18 protein-coding genes and 5 tRNA genes are annotated in these 19,971 nt (G+C 55.9%); 8 read left to right on the forward strand and 15 right to left on the reverse strand.

Annotated elements, in window-relative coordinates; all coding sequences use genetic code 11:
• The 5 genes from QLG21_RS14180 to QLG21_RS14200 all read right to left on the reverse strand — a co-directional run.
• On the reverse strand, nucleotides 1-160 hold a 160-nt coding region (locus QLG21_RS14180), incomplete at its 3' end, for a GTP-binding protein (protein ID WP_227507214.1).
• 117 nt (nucleotides 161-277) lie between these two features.
• Nucleotides 278-353: transfer RNA gene (locus tag QLG21_RS14185), tRNA-Thr, on the reverse strand.
• Between the two features lie 6 nt (nucleotides 354-359).
• A tRNA-Gly gene (locus QLG21_RS14190) sits at nucleotides 360-434 on the reverse strand.
• Between the two features lie 117 nt (nucleotides 435-551).
• Nucleotides 552-636, reverse strand: a tRNA-Tyr gene (locus QLG21_RS14195).
• A gap of 8 nt (nucleotides 637-644) precedes the next feature.
• Nucleotides 645-720 (reverse strand) — tRNA-Thr (locus tag QLG21_RS14200).
• 316 nt (nucleotides 721-1,036) lie between these two features.
• Here QLG21_RS14200 and coaA point away from each other — a divergent pair.
• Complete coding sequence (gene coaA, locus QLG21_RS14205; protein ID WP_137903472.1) at nucleotides 1,037-1,987, forward strand: type I pantothenate kinase; 951 nt, start codon at nucleotides 1,037-1,039, stop codon at nucleotides 1,985-1,987.
• Between the two features lie 43 nt (nucleotides 1,988-2,030).
• Here the strand turns inward: coaA and dppF are convergent, their stop codons facing one another.
• The 8 genes from dppF to QLG21_RS14245 form a co-directional block, all read right to left on the reverse strand.
• Nucleotides 2,031-3,044 carry a dipeptide ABC transporter ATP-binding subunit DppF gene (gene dppF / locus QLG21_RS14210; RefSeq protein ID WP_282484645.1) on the reverse strand — a complete coding sequence of 338 codons (1,014 nt, stop codon included), beginning with the start codon at nucleotides 3,042-3,044 and terminating at the stop codon, nucleotides 2,031-2,033.
• Entirely contained in the window at nucleotides 3,041-4,024 is a 984-nt protein-coding gene (dppD, locus tag QLG21_RS14215; RefSeq protein ID WP_137903470.1) for a dipeptide ABC transporter ATP-binding protein, read from the reverse strand. Before dppD ends, dppF begins: the two co-directional genes overlap by 4 nt.
• A gap of 10 nt (nucleotides 4,025-4,034) precedes the next feature.
• Nucleotides 4,035-4,937, reverse strand: a complete 903-nt coding sequence (dppC, locus tag QLG21_RS14220) for a dipeptide ABC transporter permease DppC (RefSeq protein ID WP_137903469.1) — start codon at nucleotides 4,935-4,937, stop codon at nucleotides 4,035-4,037.
• A 9-nt stretch (nucleotides 4,938-4,946) separates the two neighbouring features.
• A complete protein-coding gene (gene dppB / locus QLG21_RS14225; protein WP_006177810.1) occupies nucleotides 4,947-5,966 on the reverse strand; it encodes a dipeptide ABC transporter permease DppB in 1,020 nt (339 codons plus the stop codon).
• Nucleotides 5,967-6,162: 196 nt separating this feature from the next.
• Nucleotides 6,163-7,770: a dipeptide ABC transporter periplasmic-binding protein DppA gene (gene dppA, locus QLG21_RS14230; protein WP_137903468.1), complete on the reverse strand. Its 1,608-nt coding sequence runs from the start codon at nucleotides 7,768-7,770 to the stop codon at nucleotides 6,163-6,165.
• A gap of 620 nt (nucleotides 7,771-8,390) precedes the next feature.
• Nucleotides 8,391-8,467 (reverse strand) — tRNA-Pro (locus QLG21_RS14235).
• 91 nt (nucleotides 8,468-8,558) lie between these two features.
• Nucleotides 8,559-10,253, reverse strand: coding sequence for a kdo(2)-lipid A phosphoethanolamine 7''-transferase (eptB, locus tag QLG21_RS14240; protein ID WP_101736810.1), 1,695 nt, complete (start codon nucleotides 10,251-10,253; stop codon nucleotides 8,559-8,561).
• Between the two features lie 241 nt (nucleotides 10,254-10,494).
• Nucleotides 10,495-11,697 (reverse strand): MFS transporter, encoded by a 1,203-nt coding sequence (locus QLG21_RS14245; protein ID WP_282484646.1) that lies wholly within the window; start codon nucleotides 11,695-11,697, stop codon nucleotides 10,495-10,497.
• Between the two features lie 37 nt (nucleotides 11,698-11,734).
• Here QLG21_RS14245 and QLG21_RS14250 point away from each other — a divergent pair, with 37 nt between their 5' ends.
• The gene (locus QLG21_RS14250) at nucleotides 11,735-11,878 is read left to right on the forward strand and encodes a hypothetical protein (protein WP_282484647.1); all 144 of its coding nucleotides are present in this window, start codon (nucleotides 11,735-11,737) and stop codon (nucleotides 11,876-11,878) included.
• Between the two features lie 57 nt (nucleotides 11,879-11,935).
• Here the strand turns inward: QLG21_RS14250 and QLG21_RS14255 are convergent, their stop codons facing one another.
• Entirely contained in the window at nucleotides 11,936-12,640 is a 705-nt protein-coding gene (locus QLG21_RS14255) for an autotransporter domain-containing protein (RefSeq protein ID WP_282484648.1), read from the reverse strand.
• A gap of 161 nt (nucleotides 12,641-12,801) precedes the next feature.
• On the opposite strand from QLG21_RS14255, the gene tag reads away from it, so the two are divergent.
• The gene (tag, locus tag QLG21_RS14260; protein WP_282484649.1) at nucleotides 12,802-13,383 is read left to right on the forward strand and encodes a DNA-3-methyladenine glycosylase I; all 582 of its coding nucleotides are present in this window, start codon (nucleotides 12,802-12,804) and stop codon (nucleotides 13,381-13,383) included.
• Complete coding sequence (locus tag QLG21_RS14265) at nucleotides 13,361-13,807, forward strand: N-acetyltransferase (protein WP_282484650.1); 447 nt, start codon at nucleotides 13,361-13,363, stop codon at nucleotides 13,805-13,807. Before tag ends, QLG21_RS14265 begins: the two co-directional genes overlap by 23 nt.
• On the opposite strand, the gene QLG21_RS14270 is transcribed toward QLG21_RS14265, so the two are convergent.
• Nucleotides 13,770-16,097: a molybdopterin guanine dinucleotide-containing S/N-oxide reductase gene (locus QLG21_RS14270; protein WP_282484651.1), complete on the reverse strand. Its 2,328-nt coding sequence runs from the start codon at nucleotides 16,095-16,097 to the stop codon at nucleotides 13,770-13,772. The genes QLG21_RS14265 and QLG21_RS14270 overlap by 38 nt on opposite strands.
• Before the next feature lie 164 nt (nucleotides 16,098-16,261).
• Here QLG21_RS14270 and QLG21_RS14275 point away from each other — a divergent pair, with 164 nt between their 5' ends.
• The 4 genes from QLG21_RS14275 (at nucleotide 16,262) to QLG21_RS14290 (ending at nucleotide 19,914) form a co-directional block, all read left to right on the forward strand.
• Entirely contained in the window at nucleotides 16,262-16,924 is a 663-nt protein-coding gene (locus tag QLG21_RS14275) for an OmpA family lipoprotein (protein WP_006177799.1), read from the forward strand.
• A gap of 179 nt (nucleotides 16,925-17,103) precedes the next feature.
• Complete coding sequence (locus QLG21_RS14280; protein ID WP_088209040.1) at nucleotides 17,104-18,120, forward strand: LacI family DNA-binding transcriptional regulator; 1,017 nt, start codon at nucleotides 17,104-17,106, stop codon at nucleotides 18,118-18,120.
• 102 nt (nucleotides 18,121-18,222) lie between these two features.
• Nucleotides 18,223-18,972 (forward strand): sugar phosphate isomerase/epimerase, encoded by a 750-nt coding sequence (locus QLG21_RS14285; RefSeq protein ID WP_282484652.1) that lies wholly within the window; start codon nucleotides 18,223-18,225, stop codon nucleotides 18,970-18,972.
• Between the two features lie 3 nt (nucleotides 18,973-18,975).
• Entirely contained in the window at nucleotides 18,976-19,914 is a 939-nt protein-coding gene (locus QLG21_RS14290) for a sugar kinase (RefSeq protein ID WP_282484653.1), read from the forward strand.
• The last annotated feature ends 57 nt before the right edge of the window (nucleotides 19,915-19,971 follow it).

Here is a 19,971-nt window from a genome sequence, read left to right on the forward strand (position 1 = left end):
GTGCGTTATCGATCTGGTCGAATGCGCGAGCAGAACCACCGTAGGTCTTAGCCAGTACGGTAGTGATTGCAGCGGTCAGCGTTGTTTTACCATGGTCAACGTGGCCGATAGTACCGACGTTAACGTGCGGTTTTGTACGTTCAAACTTTTCTTTAGACATCGATTGTCCCTCTAAGACACGGATAAATCGGTGATATCACCACATCAACCAGGCGAAATGCCTGAACTGTTGAATACATTTACATTGAAACAGAGAGAAAAGGGAGGAGAAGTGAAGTGGTGCTGATACCCAGAGTCGAACTGGGGACCTCACCCTTACCAAGGGTGCGCTCTACCAACTGAGCCATATCAGCACGTATTGGAGCGGGCAGCGGGAATCGAACCCGCATCATCAGCTTGGAAGGCTGAGGTAATAGCCATTATACGATGCCCGCATCCTGAAACTCGGCTACCCAGTTCTTTCTGTAACAAAAAAAGAGATTTCTCTCTTTTTAAGTTCGAGCTGGTCAATTTTTCCAACCAGCTCCGGCGGCATATTCGCTGCCAGAAAGTGGTGGTGGGGGAAGGATTCGAACCTTCGAAGTCTGTGACGGCAGATTTACAGTCTGCTCCCTTTGGCCGCTCGGGAACCCCACCGGACTTGATGGTGCCGACTACCGGAATCGAACTGGTGACCTACTGATTACAAGTCAGTTGCTCTACCTACTGAGCTAAGTCGGCATCAAGTAGCGCGCATTCTATGGAGACCTGCGCAGTCATGCAACTAAAAAATTGCATAAAACGTTCTTTCGCTCACATTTTATTCGAAAGTAGCGTCGAGTGCTGTAAAATCATTCACTCGCGAACAAAAAATCAGCGGAACCCCCCGTTTTACCCTGCGTTACTCTGGCGTGATGGCTCCCGCGTAACGCACCGCTTTCCCATATTTTTTCTTATTATTCCTGTCATCTGGTGTTAACCTCCTGCCCATTGTCCAAAATTAACTATGTGATGAGCCGTTACGCGCCGGTCTGTGGCGGTTCACAGAAGCATGCTTATGAGCAAAAAAGAGCAAACGTTAATGACGCCTTATCTTCAGTTTAACCGCAGCCAGTGGGCTGCCCTGCGTGACTCCGTCCCCATGACGCTGACGGAAGGCGAAATCGCACGGTTAAAAGGGATAAACGAAGATCTCTCCCTGGAAGAGGTGGCAGAGATCTATCTTCCCCTCTCTCGCTTGCTTAACTTCTATATAAGCTCCAACCTGCGCCGTCAGGCGGTGCTGGAGCAGTTCCTCGGAACCAATGGCCAACGCATTCCTTATATCATCAGCATTGCGGGCAGCGTGGCGGTGGGTAAAAGCACCACAGCGCGCGTATTGCAGGCGCTGCTGAGCCGCTGGCCGGAACACCGCAGCGTGGAGCTGATCACCACCGACGGCTTCCTGCACCCGAATGAGGTGTTAAAAGAGCGCGGTCTGATGAAGAAGAAAGGCTTCCCGCTCTCCTATGATATGCACCGGCTGGTGAAATTCGTCTCTGATCTGAAATCGGGCGCGCCGAACGTGACCGCGCCGGTGTATTCGCATTTAATCTATGACCGCATCCCGGACGGCGACAAAACGGTAGTGCAGCCGGATATCCTGATCCTCGAAGGGTTAAACGTGCTGCAAAGCGGGATGGATTATCCTCACGACCCGCATCACGTATTCGTTTCTGACTTCGTGGACTTCTCTATCTATGTCGATGCGCCGGAAGATTTGCTGCAAAGCTGGTATATCAACCGCTTCCTGAAGTTCCGTGAAGGGGCGTTCACCGATCCTGATTCTTACTTCCATAACTACGCGCATCTCTCTAAAGAAGAGGCTATTAAGGTCGCGACGGGGCTGTGGAATGAGATCAACTACGTGAACCTCAAAGAGAACATCCTGCCAACGCGCGAGCGCGCCAGCCTGATCCTCACCAAGAGTGAGAAACACGCTGTCGACCAGATCCGGTTGCGGAAGTAATCTTTCAGGTATAAAAAAACCGGCTCAGTGCCGGTTTTTTTGTTTACGCCTGCGGCTTCTCGCCGTTTTCATCCTGATCGACCGCGAAGCAGGCCACCAGTTGTCCACCGTAATCCTTCAGCTGCGGCTGCAACTGCGTGCAGGGACCAAAGCGGCGACGGCAGCGAGCGTTGAACGCACACCCCGGCGGCGGATTTAGCGGGCTTGGCAGTTCGCCGGTGAGCTTGATGCGCTCGCGACGGTCATCCGGGTTCAGACGCGGCGTAGCAGAGAGCAGCGCCTGGGTGTACGGGTGACGAGGATTCGTAAAGATCTGGTCTTTGGTCCCCTTCTCCACGCAGCGCCCGAGATACATCACCATCACTTCGTCAGCAATGTGCTCCACCACGGAGAGATCGTGCGAGATAAATACGTACGACAGCCCCAGCTCCTGCTGCAGATCCATCATCAGGTTCAGCACCTGCGCGCGCACGGAAACGTCGAGCGCTGAAACCGGTTCGTCGGCAATCACCACGTCCGGGTCAAGCACCAGACCACGGGCGATGGCGATACGTTGACGCTGGCCGCCGGAGAACATGTGCGGGTAACGATCGTAATGTTCGGTTTTGAGACCCACCTTCGCCATCATCGCCAGCGCTTTTTCACGACGCTGTTCTTTGCTCAGATTAGCGTTGATCTGCAGCGGCTCTTCCAGAATCTGCCCCACTTTTTTCCGCGGGTTCAGAGAACCGTACGGGTTCTGGAAGACGATCTGGATTTTCTGGCGACGCAGTTTCTGCGCCTGCGGATCGTGTTTGAGCAGATCCTGACCCTGATAATAAAGCTCACCGCCGGTCGGCGTTTCGATCATCGTCAGCAGACGGCCCAGGGTAGATTTACCGCAGCCCGACTCCCCCACCACCGCCAGCGTTTTACCGCGTTCGAGGGTAAAGGATACGCCATCCAGCGCTTTCACCAGACGCTCAGGGGCAAACATCCCCTTTTTGACCGGGTAATGTTTTTTCAGGTCGATGGCCTGCAACAGCATGTGTTGCATGGCGGCCTGTTGCGTACTCATAGTGTTGGCCTCCCGGCATCATCGAGTGGGTAGTGACATTTCGACTGGCGGCCGTCAGCCAGCATATTCAGCTCTGGCTCATCGACACGGCATTTGTCCGTCGCATACGGGCAGCGCGGGTTAAGCAGACAGCCCTGCGGACGGTCATATTTGCCCGGCACCACGCCCGGCAGCGAGGCCAGACGCGCTTTATCCTGAGCAAACTCCGGCAGCGCGCGCAACAGCGCCTGGGTATACGGGTGACGCGGCGCGCGGAAGATATCGTGCGAGTTGCCGGTTTCCACAACCTGCCCTGCGTACATCACGATAATTTTATGTGCCGCTTCAGCCACCAGCGCCAGGTCGTGCGTAATCAGCACCAGCGCCATGTTCTCTTTCTGCTGTAGCTCCAGCAGAAGTTCGATGATTTGCGCCTGAATCGTTACGTCCAGCGCGGTGGTCGGCTCATCGGCAATCAGCAGCTTTGGCCGACAGGCAATCGCCATGGCGATCATCACGCGCTGGCTCATCCCGCCGGAGAGCTGGTGCGGATAAACGTCCAGACGCGATGCCGGGTCAGGTATTCCCACCTGCGTCAGCAGGTCGATAGCCCGCTGACGACGCGTTTTCTTATTGCCGCCCTGGTGCACCTTAATGGCTTCCATAATCTGGTAGCCAACGGTGTAGCAGGGGTTGAGGCTGGTCATCGGGTCCTGGAAGATCATCGCCACTTCAGCGCCCACCAGCTGACGACGCTCTTTTTCGGAGATGCGCTTCAGATCCTGGCCGTTAAAGGTCAGGCTTTCTGCCATCACGCGACCGGGATAGTCAATCAACCCCATGATCGCCAGTGAACTCACCGATTTACCGGAACCAGATTCCCCAACAATGCCGACCACTTCGCCCTGATTTACGCTGTAGCTGATGCGGTCCACGGCGCGAAACGGTGTGCCTTCGTCTCCGAAGTGCACCGATAATTTATCTATAGTTAATAACGCCATCTCGTGCCTCTTACTGCTTCAGTTTGGGATCAAGTGCATCACGCAGACCATCACCCATCAGGTTAAATGCCAGCACCGTCAGCAGAATCGCCACACCCGGGAAGGTGACGACCCACCAGGCGCTTTGTGCGAACTGCAACACGTCGGAGAGCATGGTGCCCCACTCCGGTGTTGGCGGCTGCGCACCCATGCCAAGGAAGCCAAGAGCGGCCATATCAAGAATGGCGTTAGAGAAACCAAGCGACGCCTGAACAATCAGCGGAGCAAGGCAGTTAGGAAGAATGTTGACGAACATCTGGCGCATGGCGCCTGCTCCCGCCACGCGTGAAGCGGTCACATAGTCGCGGTTCACTTCAACCAGAACGGCCGCGCGGGTTAATCGGACATAGTGCGGAAGGGCCACGAAGGTCAGCGCCAGGGCGGCGTTACCTATCGACGGCCCAAAGACCGCCACCAGCACCAGAGCCAGCAGCAGGCTTGGCAGCGCCAGCATGATATCGACGATGCGCATGATGATGTTATCTACAATACCGCCGAAGTAGCCGGCAATCAGACCAAGAACCACGCCCATGATCAGCGACAGCACCACCACCAGACAGCCGACCAGCAGCGACAGGCGCGCACCGTACATCAGGCGCGACAGCACGTCGCGGCCCACGTCATCGGTCCCCAGCAGGTGTGTCAGGCTGCCGCCGTCCTGCCAGGCAGGTGGCGCGAGCAGCGCATCGCGGAACTGATCCGCCGGGTTATACGGTGAAAGCACGTTCGCAAACACCGCAATCAGAATCATGATGGTGACATAGACCAGCCCGATAACCGCGCCTTTGTTGCGCTTGAAATAGTGCCAGAACTCCTGCAGCGGGGTCATAGGAACCGGCGCCGCGACCACTTTATTTTGAGTTACTTGTGACATGATGGCCCCTTACTTCTTATGTCGAATACGCGGGTTCACCACGCCGTACAGCAGATCGACCAGCAGGTTGACGAGAATAATCATCGTCGCAACCAGCAGCACACCGCCCTGCACCACCGGATAGTCACGGCGTTGCAATGCATCAATCAGCCAGCGTCCCAGCCCCGGCCAGGAGAAGATTGTTTCCGTCAGGATCGCCCCTGCCAGCAGTGTTCCCACCTGCAGGCCGATAACGGTAACCACCGGCAGCATCGCGTTACGCAGGGCGTGAACGATGATTACGCGCATACGGGTCAGCCCTTTAGCACGCGCGGTACGGATGTAGTCTTCGCCCAGCACTTCCAGCATCGAGGAACGGGTCATACGCACGATGACCGCCAGAGGAATGGTGCCCAGCACCATTGCAGGCAGGATCATGTGCGCCACGGCATCAATGAAGTTGCCCTCCTCGCCCCAGATAGCCGTATCGATCAGCATAAAGCCGGTCAACGGGTTGGTATCATCAAGGAAGACCATATCGCTGACGCGCCCGGACACCGGCGTCAGATTCCACTGCACCGACACCAGCATAATCAGCATCATGCCCCACCAGAAGATAGGCATGGAGTAGCCGGTCAGCGCGAGGCCAACGGCCGTATGATCGAAAATTGAACCGCGCTTAACGGCAGCCAGTACGCCAACGGGGATACCCACCGCGGTTGCAAAAATCATGGCGCAGATACCCAGTTCCAGCGTCGCTTTAAACCGCGGCACGAACTCGTCCCACACCGGAAGACGGCTTTTCAGTGAAATCCCTAAATCGCCGTGCAGAACGCCCCAGATGTAATGGAGGTACTGCTGCCACATCGGCTTATCAAGGCCGAGTTCCGCCAGCAGTTGGGCATGACGTTCAGGGGAAATACCACGCTCGCCCGCCATAATCATCACCGGGTCGCCGGGGATCATATGGACGAAGGCAAAAGTGAGAAGGGTGATACCGATAAACGTGGGGATGACAAGTCCCAGACGTCGGAGGATGAACTGCAACATAACCCGGATTCTCTCTGATGACGCACGCCCAACGGCGCGACGTCTGTATTGCTCACAAATCTTATTCCCTCCCCTTCAGAGAGGAAATAAAGCACTACTGCCGGGTGGCGCTACGCTTACCCGGCCTACACTCGTAGGCCCGTGCAAGCGCAGCGCCGCCGGGCATGGGGTGCTACTGCACCCCTTACGCTTTTAGTTATTCAACAGACACGTTTTCGAAGTGATGTTTGCCCAGTGGATCAACCACGTAGCCCTTCACTTCTTTACGCACTGGCTCGTACACGGTGGAGTGAGCAACAATCAGCGCCGGAGCCTGATCGTGCATAACAACCTGCGCTTGTTTGTACAGTTCGATACGTTTGTTGTGATCGTCGGTCGCGCGCGCCGGCTGGATCAGGTCTTCAAACGGCTTGTAGCACCAGCGAGAGTAGTTGGAACCGTCTTTCGCTGCCGCACAGCTGAACAGCGTCGCGAAGAAGTTATCCGGATCCCCATTGTCGCCGGTCCAGCCCATCATCACCGCCTGGTGCTCGCCCGCTTTGGCACGCTTGAGGTATTCGCCCCACTCGTAGGTCACGATCTTGGCCTGAACGCCGATCTTCGCCCAGTCAGCCTGAACCATTTCCGCCATGCGGCGCGCGTTCGGGTTGTATGGACGCTGAACAGGCATCGCCCACAGCTCAACGGTAAAGCCTTTATCCTGGCCCGCTTCTTTCAGCAGCGCTTTCGCTTTCTCAGGATCGTAGGTGTAGTCCTTGATGTCGTCGTTATAGCCCCACATGGTTGGTGGGATCAGGTTCTTCGCGGCAACGCCAGCGCCCTGATAAACGGCTTTGATGATCGCTTCTTTGTTTACCGCGTAGGTCAGCGCCTGACGGACTTTCACGTCATCAAACGGTTTCTTCTCGGTATTAAAGGAGAGGTAACCCACGTTCAGGCCCGCCTGCTCCAGCAGGTTGATGTTTTTGTCCTGCTTCATGCGCGCAATGTCGGCCGGGTTCGGGTACGGCATAACCTGACATTCGTTTTTCTGCAGTTTTGCGTAGCGCACAGAAGCATCAGGCGTGATGGAGAAGACCAGACGGTCGATCTGCGGCTTGGTACCCCAGTAGCCCGGGAAGGCTTTGTACAGAATACGGGAGTCTTTCTGGTACTGCAGCAGCTGGAACGGACCGGTCCCGATAGGATTCAGATCCACTTTCTCAGGCGTACCGGCCTTCAGCATGTTGTCCGCATACTCTTTAGAGAGAATAGAGGCGAAGTCCATTGCCAGGTCGGCCAGGAATGGCGCTTCCGGACGCGTCAGCACGAACTGAACGGTTTTGTCGTCCACTTTTTTCACTTCAGCAATCAGGTCAGGCAGACCCATGCCTTCGAAGTATTCATAGCTGCCGCCGGACACTTTATGGTACGGGTTCTGGGCATTTTTCTGACGGTCGAAGGAGAACACCACGTCGTCGGCGTTGAAATCGCGCGTAGGTTTGAACTCTTTGCTGTCCTGCCACTTCACGCTCTGACGCAGGTGGAAGGTATAGGTCTTACCGTCTTCGCTGACATCCCACTTCTCAGCCAGACCCGGAATCACTTCCGTAGTACCGGTTTTGAATTCAACCAGACGGTTATAGATAGGTACTGAGCTAGCGTCGTAGGTTGTACCAGAGGTAAAGAGCTGTGGGTTAAAGCCTTCCGGCGAGCCTTCAGAACAGTAAACCAGGGTTTTTGCCTGAACACTTGCTGCAACGGTCATAGCCACCAGGCTCAGACCAAGCTTCAGCATCCCTGACTTCTTCAAGGAAATACTCATTATTCTGCTCCAATGTGATGTTTTGCTTTGTTGTGTTACGCCGCCTGACCTTTATTTATTTTTTACCCGGTCTGGTCGGTGGTGCCCGTAGGCGTTAAAGGGATGGAGAATCCTTTCAGAAGAGCGTTTGAGTTGCAGCGCAGATCCTCCCTGAAATGCCCCTCATGCCCTACAATCTGTCAACAGAATGTGAAAACGTCAATACAGGTGGCGGGGATTTACGCGGAGTGTGAGAAACCGCAAACAAAGATTAAAAAAACCTTCGGGGCCCGTTTTCAGCAGGGAAATTTATGCTAATCGCCATGTTGCAGCACAAATATCTTCATATTCTGCAACATCCAGTGATTAACTTTTATTCAGATCGGGTAAATTTTCTTGCGGAATGGTGAATATCTGAGCACTAAATTCCGCGAACGTTAAAACGCACAGCGAAAAATGCTGAGGTTATCCATAAGCAACGCGAAAAAAGATCAATCCATATATAAAAAAATACAATGGATTATGTCACAAAATAGTTATCAGGCAGGAAGATGCAGGCCTACGGGGGATTTTGGCTACTCGGGATCAGTAAGCTGCTAATGCAAAAAGGGCTAACCTTGCGGTTAGCCCTTTTTTAAATGTGGTCGGCGAGAGAGGATTCGAACCTCCGACCCACTGGTCCCAAACCAGTTGCGCTACCAAGCTGCGCTACTCGCCGAATGCGGAGCGCATCTTACTGCTGAGGTGCGCCCCCGTCAATCCCTTAATTTAAAAAAGCCATTCAACTGGCGATAATCTCGCCAGCCCCGCTACTGCGCGGCTTTTGCAGCATTATCGGGAAGTTTACACCAGTTGTTATTTTCGTTAATCCCACCGTTCGGTGAAGTATACCCCAGGCAGCCCATAATGGTGTCGTACAGCTCAACGTGGCGGCGTGGGACTTTCATCTCTGCCTCTTTCTTGAGGTGCGCAAACATCTTCGCCTTTTCCGGGTTTTCCAGATACTTATCGGACATCCACATAATCATCGGCACGCGGAACTGCTCAGGCGGTGCCAGCTTGCGTGGTGTACCGTGCAAGTGCTCTTTTTCATTGATAGACTCGCCGTGATCGGCGGCGTAAATAACAATGGCTTTCTTATCGCGCAGCTCGTCAATCACCCGGCTCAGGAAAGTATCGACATACAGCACCGAGTTATCATAGGCGTTAATCAGTTCCTGCTTGCTGCAGTCTTTATTAATGCCCACGCACTCAGGCTGCCATTTGGCAAAATCGCGCGTGTAACGCTGGTAATAACTGTAATGCGACCCTTTGGTATGCAGAATAACCAGGTGCTTACCTTGCGGATGGTTTTTCAGAGACTGTGACATCTCTGCAAGCAACAGCATGTCATCCACATTTTTGCCACGGTTACGCGGCTCGGCGCCAATCTGCTCGCGGTAGGCGATATTATCCGCCATGGTATTCGAGTAGAACCACATCTCACTTTGCATGGCGAAAAGATCTGAGCTGAACCCAAGCTGCTTGAGCACGGCAAACACGTTCTGCTCTTTCAGGGTGCGCTGCGGGTTATCACTGGCTCCGCCTTCGCGAACAAACATACAGCGCAGTGAGAGCTTGGTCGCGGTATCACAAGAATAACCCCGGTAAGCCACCAGGTTCTTCTCCTGCGCCAGTTTTGGCGTGGTATCACGATCGTAACCAAGAATACCCATATGATCCCAGCGCGTCGTTTCGCCGATGACAAAGACGACGTAGGTATCATCAAGCCCGTCAGCCGGTGCCTGATAGGTGAATTTTTTCGTTGGGTTAATCAGCGATTTCACATCGCTGGATTCATCCGCCTGTGCCCAGGCATACAGGCCCAAAGCCGACAGCCAGTTTGATGGCAAATAGGAGTTGGCCACCACGCCGCCGTAGCTTGGCATATCCACGCCCGTCGCTTTTTCGATCCTCTTTTGCTGTTTTTCCATCAGGCGAATAGGCGCCCACACCAGCAGGCCGGCCAGCAACACGACGACGACATTACGGACCCGCTGCCCACGCGTGCGCAGCTGACGTAACAGCGTATAACGACAGGTGTTACTCCAGATAAAGAAGAGCGGGACCAGGCAGGTTAAAATCGTCCAGACGATAAAGCCTTTTCCGACTACCTCTTTGGAGAGATCGATATCGGTGGTCATTACCGACGCCACAATGCCGTAACCAATGACCACATTCATAAAGGTCATGTAATAACTGGCGGCAGCAGAAATGATCACCACCAACGAGGCCAGAATTTGCCAGGTGCGTCGGCCAAAAAGAGAGAGCAGGCGTAACAGGAAGAAGGTGGCGAGGATAGAGCCGAACACTTCAATAGCAGCAAAAATTCCATTTCTTACGGTGAGGTGCTCGAAATAACCTTCCACTCGTCTGAACAGTACCGCGCCATTCAGAAATAATCCGATATAGACAGCCAGCATCAGACATAATCTTTGCTGGGTAAGAGACCTAATGTATTTCATGCAAACAACCCTGGGGGAAGGGGTATAAAGACCCGCTGAATCTCATGGAGAAAGCAGACAGAGTAAGTATGTGCGTAGGAAAGCGTTATCAGAAACGTCTACAAGCGCGGTAAGTAGACCACAGCGGAAGAGAAAAGTGGCAGCAGAGAATGTGATTCGTATAAATTTTTACAAAAAAACAAGTCTGGAAGCGCATTCTGCAGCGCAAAAAAAGAGGCCGTGACGGCCTCTTTTTGCTGCATCAGGCATGTGCTTCGTTATACACCTCACGCTGCGGCTGGCGGATGGTGGTCGACAGTGCCAGGGAAATAATCAGCAACGCGAATATGACGCAGAAGGTCACGTAGAAACCGCCAAACAGAGAGGCAATCAGCGACCCGCAAATACTGCCGATACCGAAGCCCAGGTAAATTACCCCGTAGTTCTTCGCCAGGTTGTTCAGACCAAAGAATTCGCTCACCAGTGACGGGAACACGGTGATGGTGCCGCCGAAGTTAAAGGCCACGCAGGCAATCGCCGCAAAAAAGGTCACTTCATTCAGCGGAGCAAACAGCAGCGCCGCCATGCCCACCAGCGACACCACCTGCCCCAGCGTGATGACGCGGATACGGGCGATTTTGTCCGACAGAATACCCAGCACCAGACGGCCAGAGAGGTTAGCGATGGAAATCACGGTCACCGCGTTAGCTGCCGTCGCCACGTCCAGTTTGACCATGCCCTGCGCGATATCTTTCGCCACGCCAATCACATACAGGCCGCTCATGCAGGCGGTCAGGAACATGACGGCCAGCATCCAGTACTGCGGTTTACGCATGGACTGCGCCAGCGTGAAGTCATTCTCCACCACGCCGTTAACGCTTTTGACCTCCTGCTGAGGAGCATCTTTCATCAGCGTTGCGCCGAACAGGATCATCACCAGGACAATAGCGCCCCAAATCATGAAGGTTTTTTCGAGGCCCACAGAGGCCAGAAGATGGGCATCGATAAATTTAAAACCGAGGCTGCCCAGGCCATAAGAGCCGATGGCAAAGGCGGAGATAAGGCCTTTACGCTCCGGGAACCATTTAACGCAGTTCGACAGGGTAAGCAGATAGCCCGCACCGTCCGCCAGCCCGACCAGCACGCCGGCGCTCAGCCAGAGCATCATCAGGTTACTGGAATGTGCCGTCAGGAAAAAGCCCAGGCCCAGCAGAATACCGGACGCCATGGTCACGCGCTTCACGCCAAAGCGCTCCTGAAGCTTACCGGCAACCGAGGAGGAGATCGCCAGCCCGAGACTCAACAAGCCGAAGGAGAACGCCACCTGGCTTACCGATGCGCCAAGCTTATCGGAGAGTGCGCTGTTAAACAGGCTCCAGGTGTAGACCGATCCCAGCGCAAACTGGGTAACGATAGTGCCAAATAGCGTTAACCAACGGGTGCGGTTATATGTCGATGTGTTCATGGCAGTTGTCCTGCAAGAGAAAGTAAAGGAATTCGCTATGGACAACGATAAACAAAACCGTGATTTACCTGGGGGAAAATGGCATGAAATGCAGGAAGACGGGAATGAAATGCCATTAATCGGGAATGAACGGCCTTGCCAGCGAACGAAGCGCAATAATGTTAGTGTCTACTATCGCTGAAAACCGCGTGAATATTATGCTTTCAATGTAAAGCCAACGTTAAAAAAAACCGCATTGTTAAAATTTAGCGCTCACGCCGAGCGTATAGAGCGTCTCCTCACCCGCGATGTTCCCCTCGCCCTGGGCTAAAGACGCATAGGCTGCCATATGGGTATTGAATGGGATATCCGTTCCGACGGTCACATCCATCCAGCTGCCGCTCTGCGCAGGTGCGGGGGTCTGGGGCATCCCATACTGCGATTTCCACTGGTTTTCCCCGAACTGCTGGTTGTAGCTGATTTGCGCCCAGGGGCGAAGATCGCCCACCTTTGTGTTCAGACGCCAGCCAAGCGAACTGATGCTGGCATGCCAGAGCGGGTCGGTCAGCGACTGGGTTGTTAGCGTATCGCCAAACTCATTCGCCATCGAAGGTGCCGAGCCATCGTAGCGCCATTCCGCAACCGGACCTGTCGTCATCTGCCCCTGCAGGGGAAAATTCCACCCGATGCTCACCCCTTCCGGCGCTTCGGAGGGTAAGCCAGAGGCGGTATTCAGGGTAAAGCCCGCCGAATTTTGTGACGTATTAATGCGTTCTGCGAGAATATCTTCATAACGCGGTTGGTGATCGGCGTCCCATGTATAACGTTCTGCCGTATTATTTTGGGCGTCTGAAACGATATATTCCTGTTGCCAGGCAAACGCGCTATGCGAATAAAGCACGCACGCTGAAATACCCACCAGGCCAAAAACAGCATGGCGACCACTGATCGTATTTATCATCATCAAAGCGACTCCAGAGAGAGCCGAATTCGGCGATATTTGTCATTATTTGGGAAGAGTTTGCAGGCAGATAGCCTTGTATTAACTATTGTCTTTTTAGCAGACACGTCAAGCCTGACAGATTGAAAATTTTGCACTTTCTGAAGCCATAAGGGAGATAACCTATGCAACGTTGCGGCTGGGTAAGCCAGGATCAGCTTTATATCGACTATCACGACAAGGAATGGGGCGTACCGGAAACCGACGGCAAAAAACTTTTTGAGATGATCTGTCTGGAGGGGCAACAGGCGGGCCTGTCGTGGATCACCGTGCTGAAAAAAAGAGAAAACTACCGCAACGCTTTCCATCAGTTTGACCCTGTCGCCGTCGCCGCCATGACCGACGAGGATGTCGAACGGGTGATGCAGGATGCCGGTATTATCCGCCATCGCGGGAAGATTCAGGCCATTATTGGTAACGCCCGTGCCTGGCTTGCCATGGAGCAAAGCGGCGAGCCGTTCTCGGCGTTTGTCTGGTCGTTTGTGAATAACACCCCCGTCGTGACCCGGGCCGCAACGCTTGCGGAGATCCCAACCTCTACGCCCGCCTCGGACGCCCTCTCAAAGGCGCTGAAAAAACGCGGCTTCAAATTCACCGGCACCACCATCTGCTACTCCTTTATGCAGGCCTGCGGGCTGGTGAACGACCATATTACGGAATGTTTCTGCCACCCGGGGGGCCACGATGATCCGCCAATGGCAAAGTGAAAATACCGCTCCGCTCCTCAGTCTGTGGCTTGAAAGCACCACCGTCGCGCATCCCTTTATCGACGCAGAGTACTGGAAAGAGAACGAAGCGATGGTGCGGGACGTCTATCTCCCGGCGGCGCAAACGTGGGTATGGGAAGATGAGGGGCAACTCTGCGGGTTTATCAGCGTGATGCACTCGCAGTTTGTCGGCGCGCTGTTTGTCGCGCCAGCCTTTATTGGCAAAGGGATTGGGCGTGCGCTGCTGAACCATGTACAGCAGCTCTACCCCTATTTAAGCCTGGAGGTGTATCAGAAGAACGAGCGGGCGGTGAATTTCTATCACGCACAGGGCTTTCGTATTGAAGACAGCGCCTGGCAGGATGATACCCACCACCCAACGTGGATCATGTGCTGGCAGGCGGATCAAACGCCGTTAACGTAAGCGTCGGCCCTTGATACTTTTCAACCCAGGCCAGCGCCGTGTTTCCCGCACAGCCGTTCCCCAGCTTCGAGCTGGGGAGATCTTTGGTTAAGACGTTAACGGCACCGTTTTTACAGATCCCGCCTTCGCTCGGCTCCAGGTCGGGCCATGCTCCCTGATGAATACAGATAACGCCAGGGCGGATGCCCTCGCTCACCACCGCGCCGGCCAGCACCTGCCCGCGTGCGTTCCACACGCGTACCACGTCGCCGTCGGCTATTCCCCGCGCTTTTGCATCAGCACTATTCAGCGTGACGGGCTCTCGCCCGGCAACCGCATACTGTTCGCGCAGTGAGCTGTAGTTCAACTGGCTGTGCAGACGGTGCGCCGGATGGGCAGAAAGCACCTGCAACTGTTCCGGCTGCGCGTTGCCGTGCCACTCGTCCGGCTCCAGCCACATCGGATGCGGCGGGCAATCGGCATACCCAAAGCTGGCAATGCGCTGGCTGTGAATAACAATTTTCCCGCTCTCGGTTTTGAGAGGGTAACGTTCCGGATCTCGACGAAACTCCGCGAAGCGGATAAACCGGGCGTTCTGTTCGCTCTCGGGCATCTCAAAAATTTCATTCGCTTCCCAGAAGGCGGCAAAAGGCGGCAGCGTCACGCCCTGGGCTGCGCCGCGCTCTCCGGCGATCTGGTAGAAGGTTTCCAGCCACTCAAGGTCCGTTTTACCTTCGGTGAAGCGCTCGCGGCCCCCCGCTTCCCAACGCTCACTCAGCGCCGCAAACACCTCAAAATCGTCACGCGCTTCATCACGCGGGGGGACGACGCGCTTCATCGGCACCATATGCTGGTTGCTGTAATCCCCGGTCATGGTGAGATCGTTACGCTCAAACGAGGTGGTCGCAGGCAGAACGATGTCGGCGTGTTTAGCTGCCGCGGTCCAGAAGCACTCGGAGATCACCACCAGCTCCGGCTTTTGCCAGGCGCGGATCAGGCGGTTGGTGTCCTGATGGTGGGTAAAGTTTGCCCCGCCCGCCCACCAGACAAACTTAATATCCGGGAAGTGGCGATCCATACCGTTGTGCTGATAGAAACCTCCTGGGTTTTCCAGCGCTTCAACGATGCGCGCCACCGGAATTTTATCGACCGCATCCACGCCGCCCTGCACCGAGCCTTGCATCGACGCCAGTACCGCCGCTTTACGCGTTGGGTTACCGCCGTTGGCAAAGTGATAAGAAAGACCAAAACCCCCGCCGGGCGTGCCAATCTGCCCCAACATGGCCGCGAGCGTCACCAGCATCCAGTGCTTCTGCTCACCATACTGCTGACGCTGCATCCCCCAGCCGGACATCAGCATGGTGGTGTGGTTGTGGAATAACGCGGCCAGTTCACGCAGTTTATCGGCCTCAATACCGCAAATGTCCGCCGCCCACTCCGCCGTTTTGGCGATGCCGTCGGATTTCCCCATCAGGTATTCCGCGAAGCGATCAAAACCGGTGGTGCAGCGGTTGAGGAATGTTTCATCCTGCCAGCCTTTTTCGACCAGCGTATGGGCAATCCCCAGCATCATCGCCACGTCGGTTCCCATGTGCGGGGCCAGCCATTCGGCGCTGTCGCCGAGAAAATCCATGGTTTCTGAACGCATGGGGTCAATACAGATGATGCGCTTGCCGCTTTTACGCAGCGCGTCGAAGTAGGACATGCCCTGCTCGTCGGAGGCATTCCACGCAATTTTAAGCGTATTGAGCGGGTTGGCGCTCCACAGCACCACCACCTCAGTGTGCTCCAGCACCAGCGGCCAGCTGGTCTGCTGCTGATAGACCTCGTTACCCCCCACCACGTAAGGCATGATCGCCTGCGCCGCGCCGGTCGAGTAATCGCCCAGATGTCCGGTATAGCCGCCCGCCAGGCTCATGTAGCGTTGCAGCAGCGTCGCGGCTTTATGCAGCACGCCGTTAGAACGCCAGCCGTACGATCCTGCAAAAATCGACGAGGGTCCGTAACTCTCGCGAATGCGCTTATGCTGCGTGTGGATCAGCGCCAGCGCATCGTCCCAGCTGACGCGGACAAACTCGTCCTGGCCGCGAATGCCCTGCGGCTTATCCGGCGACGCCAGAAACCCTTTACGCACCATCGGCCAGCGCACGCGGGCGTTGCTGTGCACCTGATCGCGAACGGCGGTCTGCAGGGAGTTAGGGTGTTGCGTAGGCAATGCCCCGCGGGATGACAGCACATTTTCGCCGTCCGTTTCGACCAGCATCGGCCCCCAGTGGGCGGCGGTCAGAATGGTTTTTATCGAGGTGCTCAAAGCGTGCGCTCCTGGTTGCGTGCAGGTTGACGGCCTTCTTATTGAGGCTGTTTATGGTTTGTCACAAATTTCAGAGTTATACCCGGAATTTTCTCCAGATCCGGACGTCATAATCAACTGCCACGCGCGTAGTGGCAAAGAATAAAAAGGATTAAGGAAATAAGATGAAGAAACGTGTACTCGTCATTGCTGCTCTGGTGAGCGGCGCCCTGGCGGTTTCAGGCTGCACAACAAACCCTTATAGCGGTGAGCGCGAAGCGGGTAAATCCGGCATCGGCGCGGGCATTGGCTCGCTGGTCGGGGCGGGCGTTGGCGCGCTCTCCTCCTCTAAGAAAGATCGCGGTAAAGGGGCGTTAATTGGCGCAGCAGCCGGTGCGGCGCTGGGCGGCGGCGTCGGTTATTACATGGACGTGCAGGAAGCGAAACTGCGCGACAAAATGCAGGGTACCGGCGTTAGCGTGACGCGCAGCGGCGATAACATCATTCTGAACATGCCAAACAACGTCACCTTCGACAGCAGCAGCGCAACGCTGAAACCGGCTGGCGCGAACACCCTGACCGGCGTGGCGATGGTGCTGAAAGAGTACAGCAAAACCGCCGTGAACGTGATTGGCTACACCGACAGCACCGGCAGCCAGGATCTGAACATGCGTCTGTCCCAGCAACGTGCTGATTCCGTGGCCAGCGCCCTGATCACCCAGGGCGTCGCCGCGAACCGTATCCGCACCAGCGGCATGGGGCCGGCGAATCCGATCGCCAGCAATAGCACGGCGGAAGGCAAAGCGCAGAACCGCCGCGTAGAGATTACGTTAAGTCCTGTGCAGTAGGTAAAAGCAAAACGGCAACCCCGTTGCCGTTTTTAGTGTTTGCGCCCTCTCCCGTGGGAGAGGGTTGGGATGAGGGCATCAGACCGCAACTTCTCGTAAGCGCAGCGCCACCGGGCAAATGACTTGATTCGTCAGATTTTCCCGCTAAGGTGTTCTCAAGCACTTCAGGGAAATTAGCGATGAGCAAATCAACACGGGCTACCATCAGCGACGTGGCGAAAGCCGCCAGAACCGGTAAAACCAGCATTTCACGCTATCTCAACGGCGAGAAACATTTGCTGTCCGACGCGCTGCTGGCACGTATTGAACAGGCCATTGCCGAACTCGACTACCGCCCCAGCATCATGGCGCGCGGCCTCAAGCGTGGGCGCACCCGCCTTATTGGCCTGATCATCGCCGATATCACCAACCCCTACTCCGTTAACGTGTTGAGCGGTATCGAAGCAGCCTGCCGCGAAAAAGGCTTTACGCCGCTGGTGTGTAATACCAATAACGAAGTGGACCAGGAGCTGCACTATCTTGACCTGCTGCGCAGCTACCAGGTAGAAGGCATCGTGGTCAACGCGGTGGGGATGCGTGAAGAGGGGTTAAATCGCCTGCAGCAATCCTCCCTGCCTATGGTGCTGATCGACCGGAAAATCCCGGAGTTCGCCTGTGATGTCGTTGGGCTGGATAACACGCAGGCCGCCACCACCGCCACCGAGCATCTGATTGAACAAGGCTTCGAGGCGATCCTGTTCCTCAGCGAGCCGCTGGGGATGGTCAACACCCGCCGTGAACGACTCGCGGCATTTCGCAGCACGCTGGAGCGGTATACCGGCGCGATCGCTGAAAATGCGGAAGTCGCGCTTCACGAAGCCAGCCAGCTCGATAACACCCTGCGCCAGTTTCACACCCGCCACCGGGGGATGCGCAAAGCGGTGATTTCCGCTAACGGGGCGCTGACGCTCCAGGTTGCCCGCTCGCTGAAGCGCATCGGCCTGCACTGGGGCAGCGATATTGGCCTGCTCGGGTTTGATGAACTGGAGTGGGCGGAACTGGCCGGCGTGGGCATTACCACCCTCAAACAGCCGACCTGGCAGATAGGCTACGCCGCCGTGGAACAGGTTGTTCGCCGCATTGAAGGGGCCAGCGAGGCCGTGCGCGAGCAGGTCTTCTCCGGCGAACTGATCGTTCGCGGCTCTACCGCCCGTTAACCCTCCCTCCGTGATGCCGATCATAAATTCAACATCCTGAACTTTTCTTTGGAACCGGTTCCATCTAGCGTAATAGTATCAATGTTGCGATGGAGTCAGGCAATGAGCAGGAAAATAATGGTGGTCACCGCCGCCTATGGCACAGACCAGGTCCGGCAGGCAGGCGGTCAACGGGCGATGCTCCCCGTGATTGCTGGAGCCGGTGCCGACGGCGTGGAGATCCGCCGCGAACTGTTCAGCCATGACGAGCTGCTGACGCTGCCCGCGCTGAGCGAAACGATCGAACTGCTGGGCCTGCTGGCGTGCTACTCCGCCCCTGCCGCCCTGTTTATGCCGGACGGCACGCTTAACCCGGACCTCCCGCGTTATTTATCGGAAGCCAGCACCTTAAACGCGCTTTGGCTGAAAGTCTCTCTGGGTCATTTCAACGACAAGCAGCCTCTTGAGGCCCTGCGTGCCCTGCTGAATGCAAGCGGCATGGCGCTGGTGGTGGAAAACGACCAAACCGACTGCGGTCAACTCGCTCCGATGCAGCGCTTCAAGGCGGCCTGCCGGGTGATGGCGCTGCCCGTCACGCTGACGTTCGACATGGGCAACTGGCTCTGGGTCGGTGACTCACCGGAGGAGGCCGCGCGCCATCTGGCTCCCGCGGTGAGCTATATCCACGTTAAAGCCGCCGTTGCGCATAACGCGCAGTTCCGCGCCATTCCCCCGGACCACGCCGACGCGCGCTGGCTGGATCTGCTCAACCAGCTTCCAGCCGATGCACCGCGCGGCATTGAGTTCCCACTGGAAGGGGCGGATTTAATGGCCGTCACCCGTCATTACGTTAACCTGCTGCGCGAGGAGTAAACCATGCACAAGACGCTGGATGTCATCACTGTCGGCGAGGCCATGGCGATGTTTGTCGCCACCGAAACGGGCGAGCTGAGCACGGTAGAACACTTTATGAAGCGCGTGGCGGGAGCAGAGCTGAACGTCGCCACCGGGCTTGCCCGTCTGGGCCTGAACGTCGGCTGGGTCAGCCGCGTGGGCGACGACAGCTTTGGTCATTTCATTCTCGACACCTTAAAAAAAGAGGGCATTGATGCCGCAGGCGTGACTCTCGATGGGCGTTTCGCCACCGGCTTTCAGCTCAAATCGAAAGTTGAAAATGGAACCGATCCCACCGTGGAGTATTTCCGTAAAGGATCGGCGGCAAGCCATCTCTCCGTCGAGGACTACCATGCGCCCTACTTTTCTGCGGCGCGCCATCTGCACCTGAGCGGCGTGGCGGCTGCGCTTTCGGCAAGCTCATATGCGCTTCTGGATCACGCTGCGGCTGCCATGAAAGCGCAGGGAAAAACCATTTCTTTCGATCCGAACCTGCGTCCGGTGCTCTGGAAAAGTGAAGCGGAGATGGTCGAGAAGCTGAACCGTCTGGCGTTCCAGGCCGACTGGGTGCTCCCCGGCATCAAAGAGGGGATGATCCTCACCGGCGAAAGCACGCCGGAAGGGATTGCCGACTTTTATCTGAACCAGGGGGTAAAAGCCGTGGTGTTGAAAACCGGTGCGGATGGCGCATGGTTCAAAACCGCCGACGGCGAGCAGGGTGCCGTCGCTGCGATCAAGGTTGAGAACGTGGTCGACACCGTGGGCGCAGGCGATGGTTTTGCCGTGGGAGTTATTAGCGCACTGCTGGAGGGTAAAGCCTTACCGCAGGCCGTCGCCCGGGGCAATAAAATCGGCTCGCTGGCCATTCAGGTCCAGGGCGACAGCGAAGGGTTACCGACGCGCGCACAGCTTAACGAATAGATCCTTCCCCCCACTCTCTAACAGAGAGGGTGCTAATCATTCCCTCTCCCCTTTGGG

Source organism: Enterobacter sp. V87_3 (genome assembly GCF_029967835.1).
In the GTDB taxonomy this organism is placed as follows: domain Bacteria; phylum Pseudomonadota; class Gammaproteobacteria; order Enterobacterales; family Enterobacteriaceae; genus Enterobacter; species Enterobacter cancerogenus.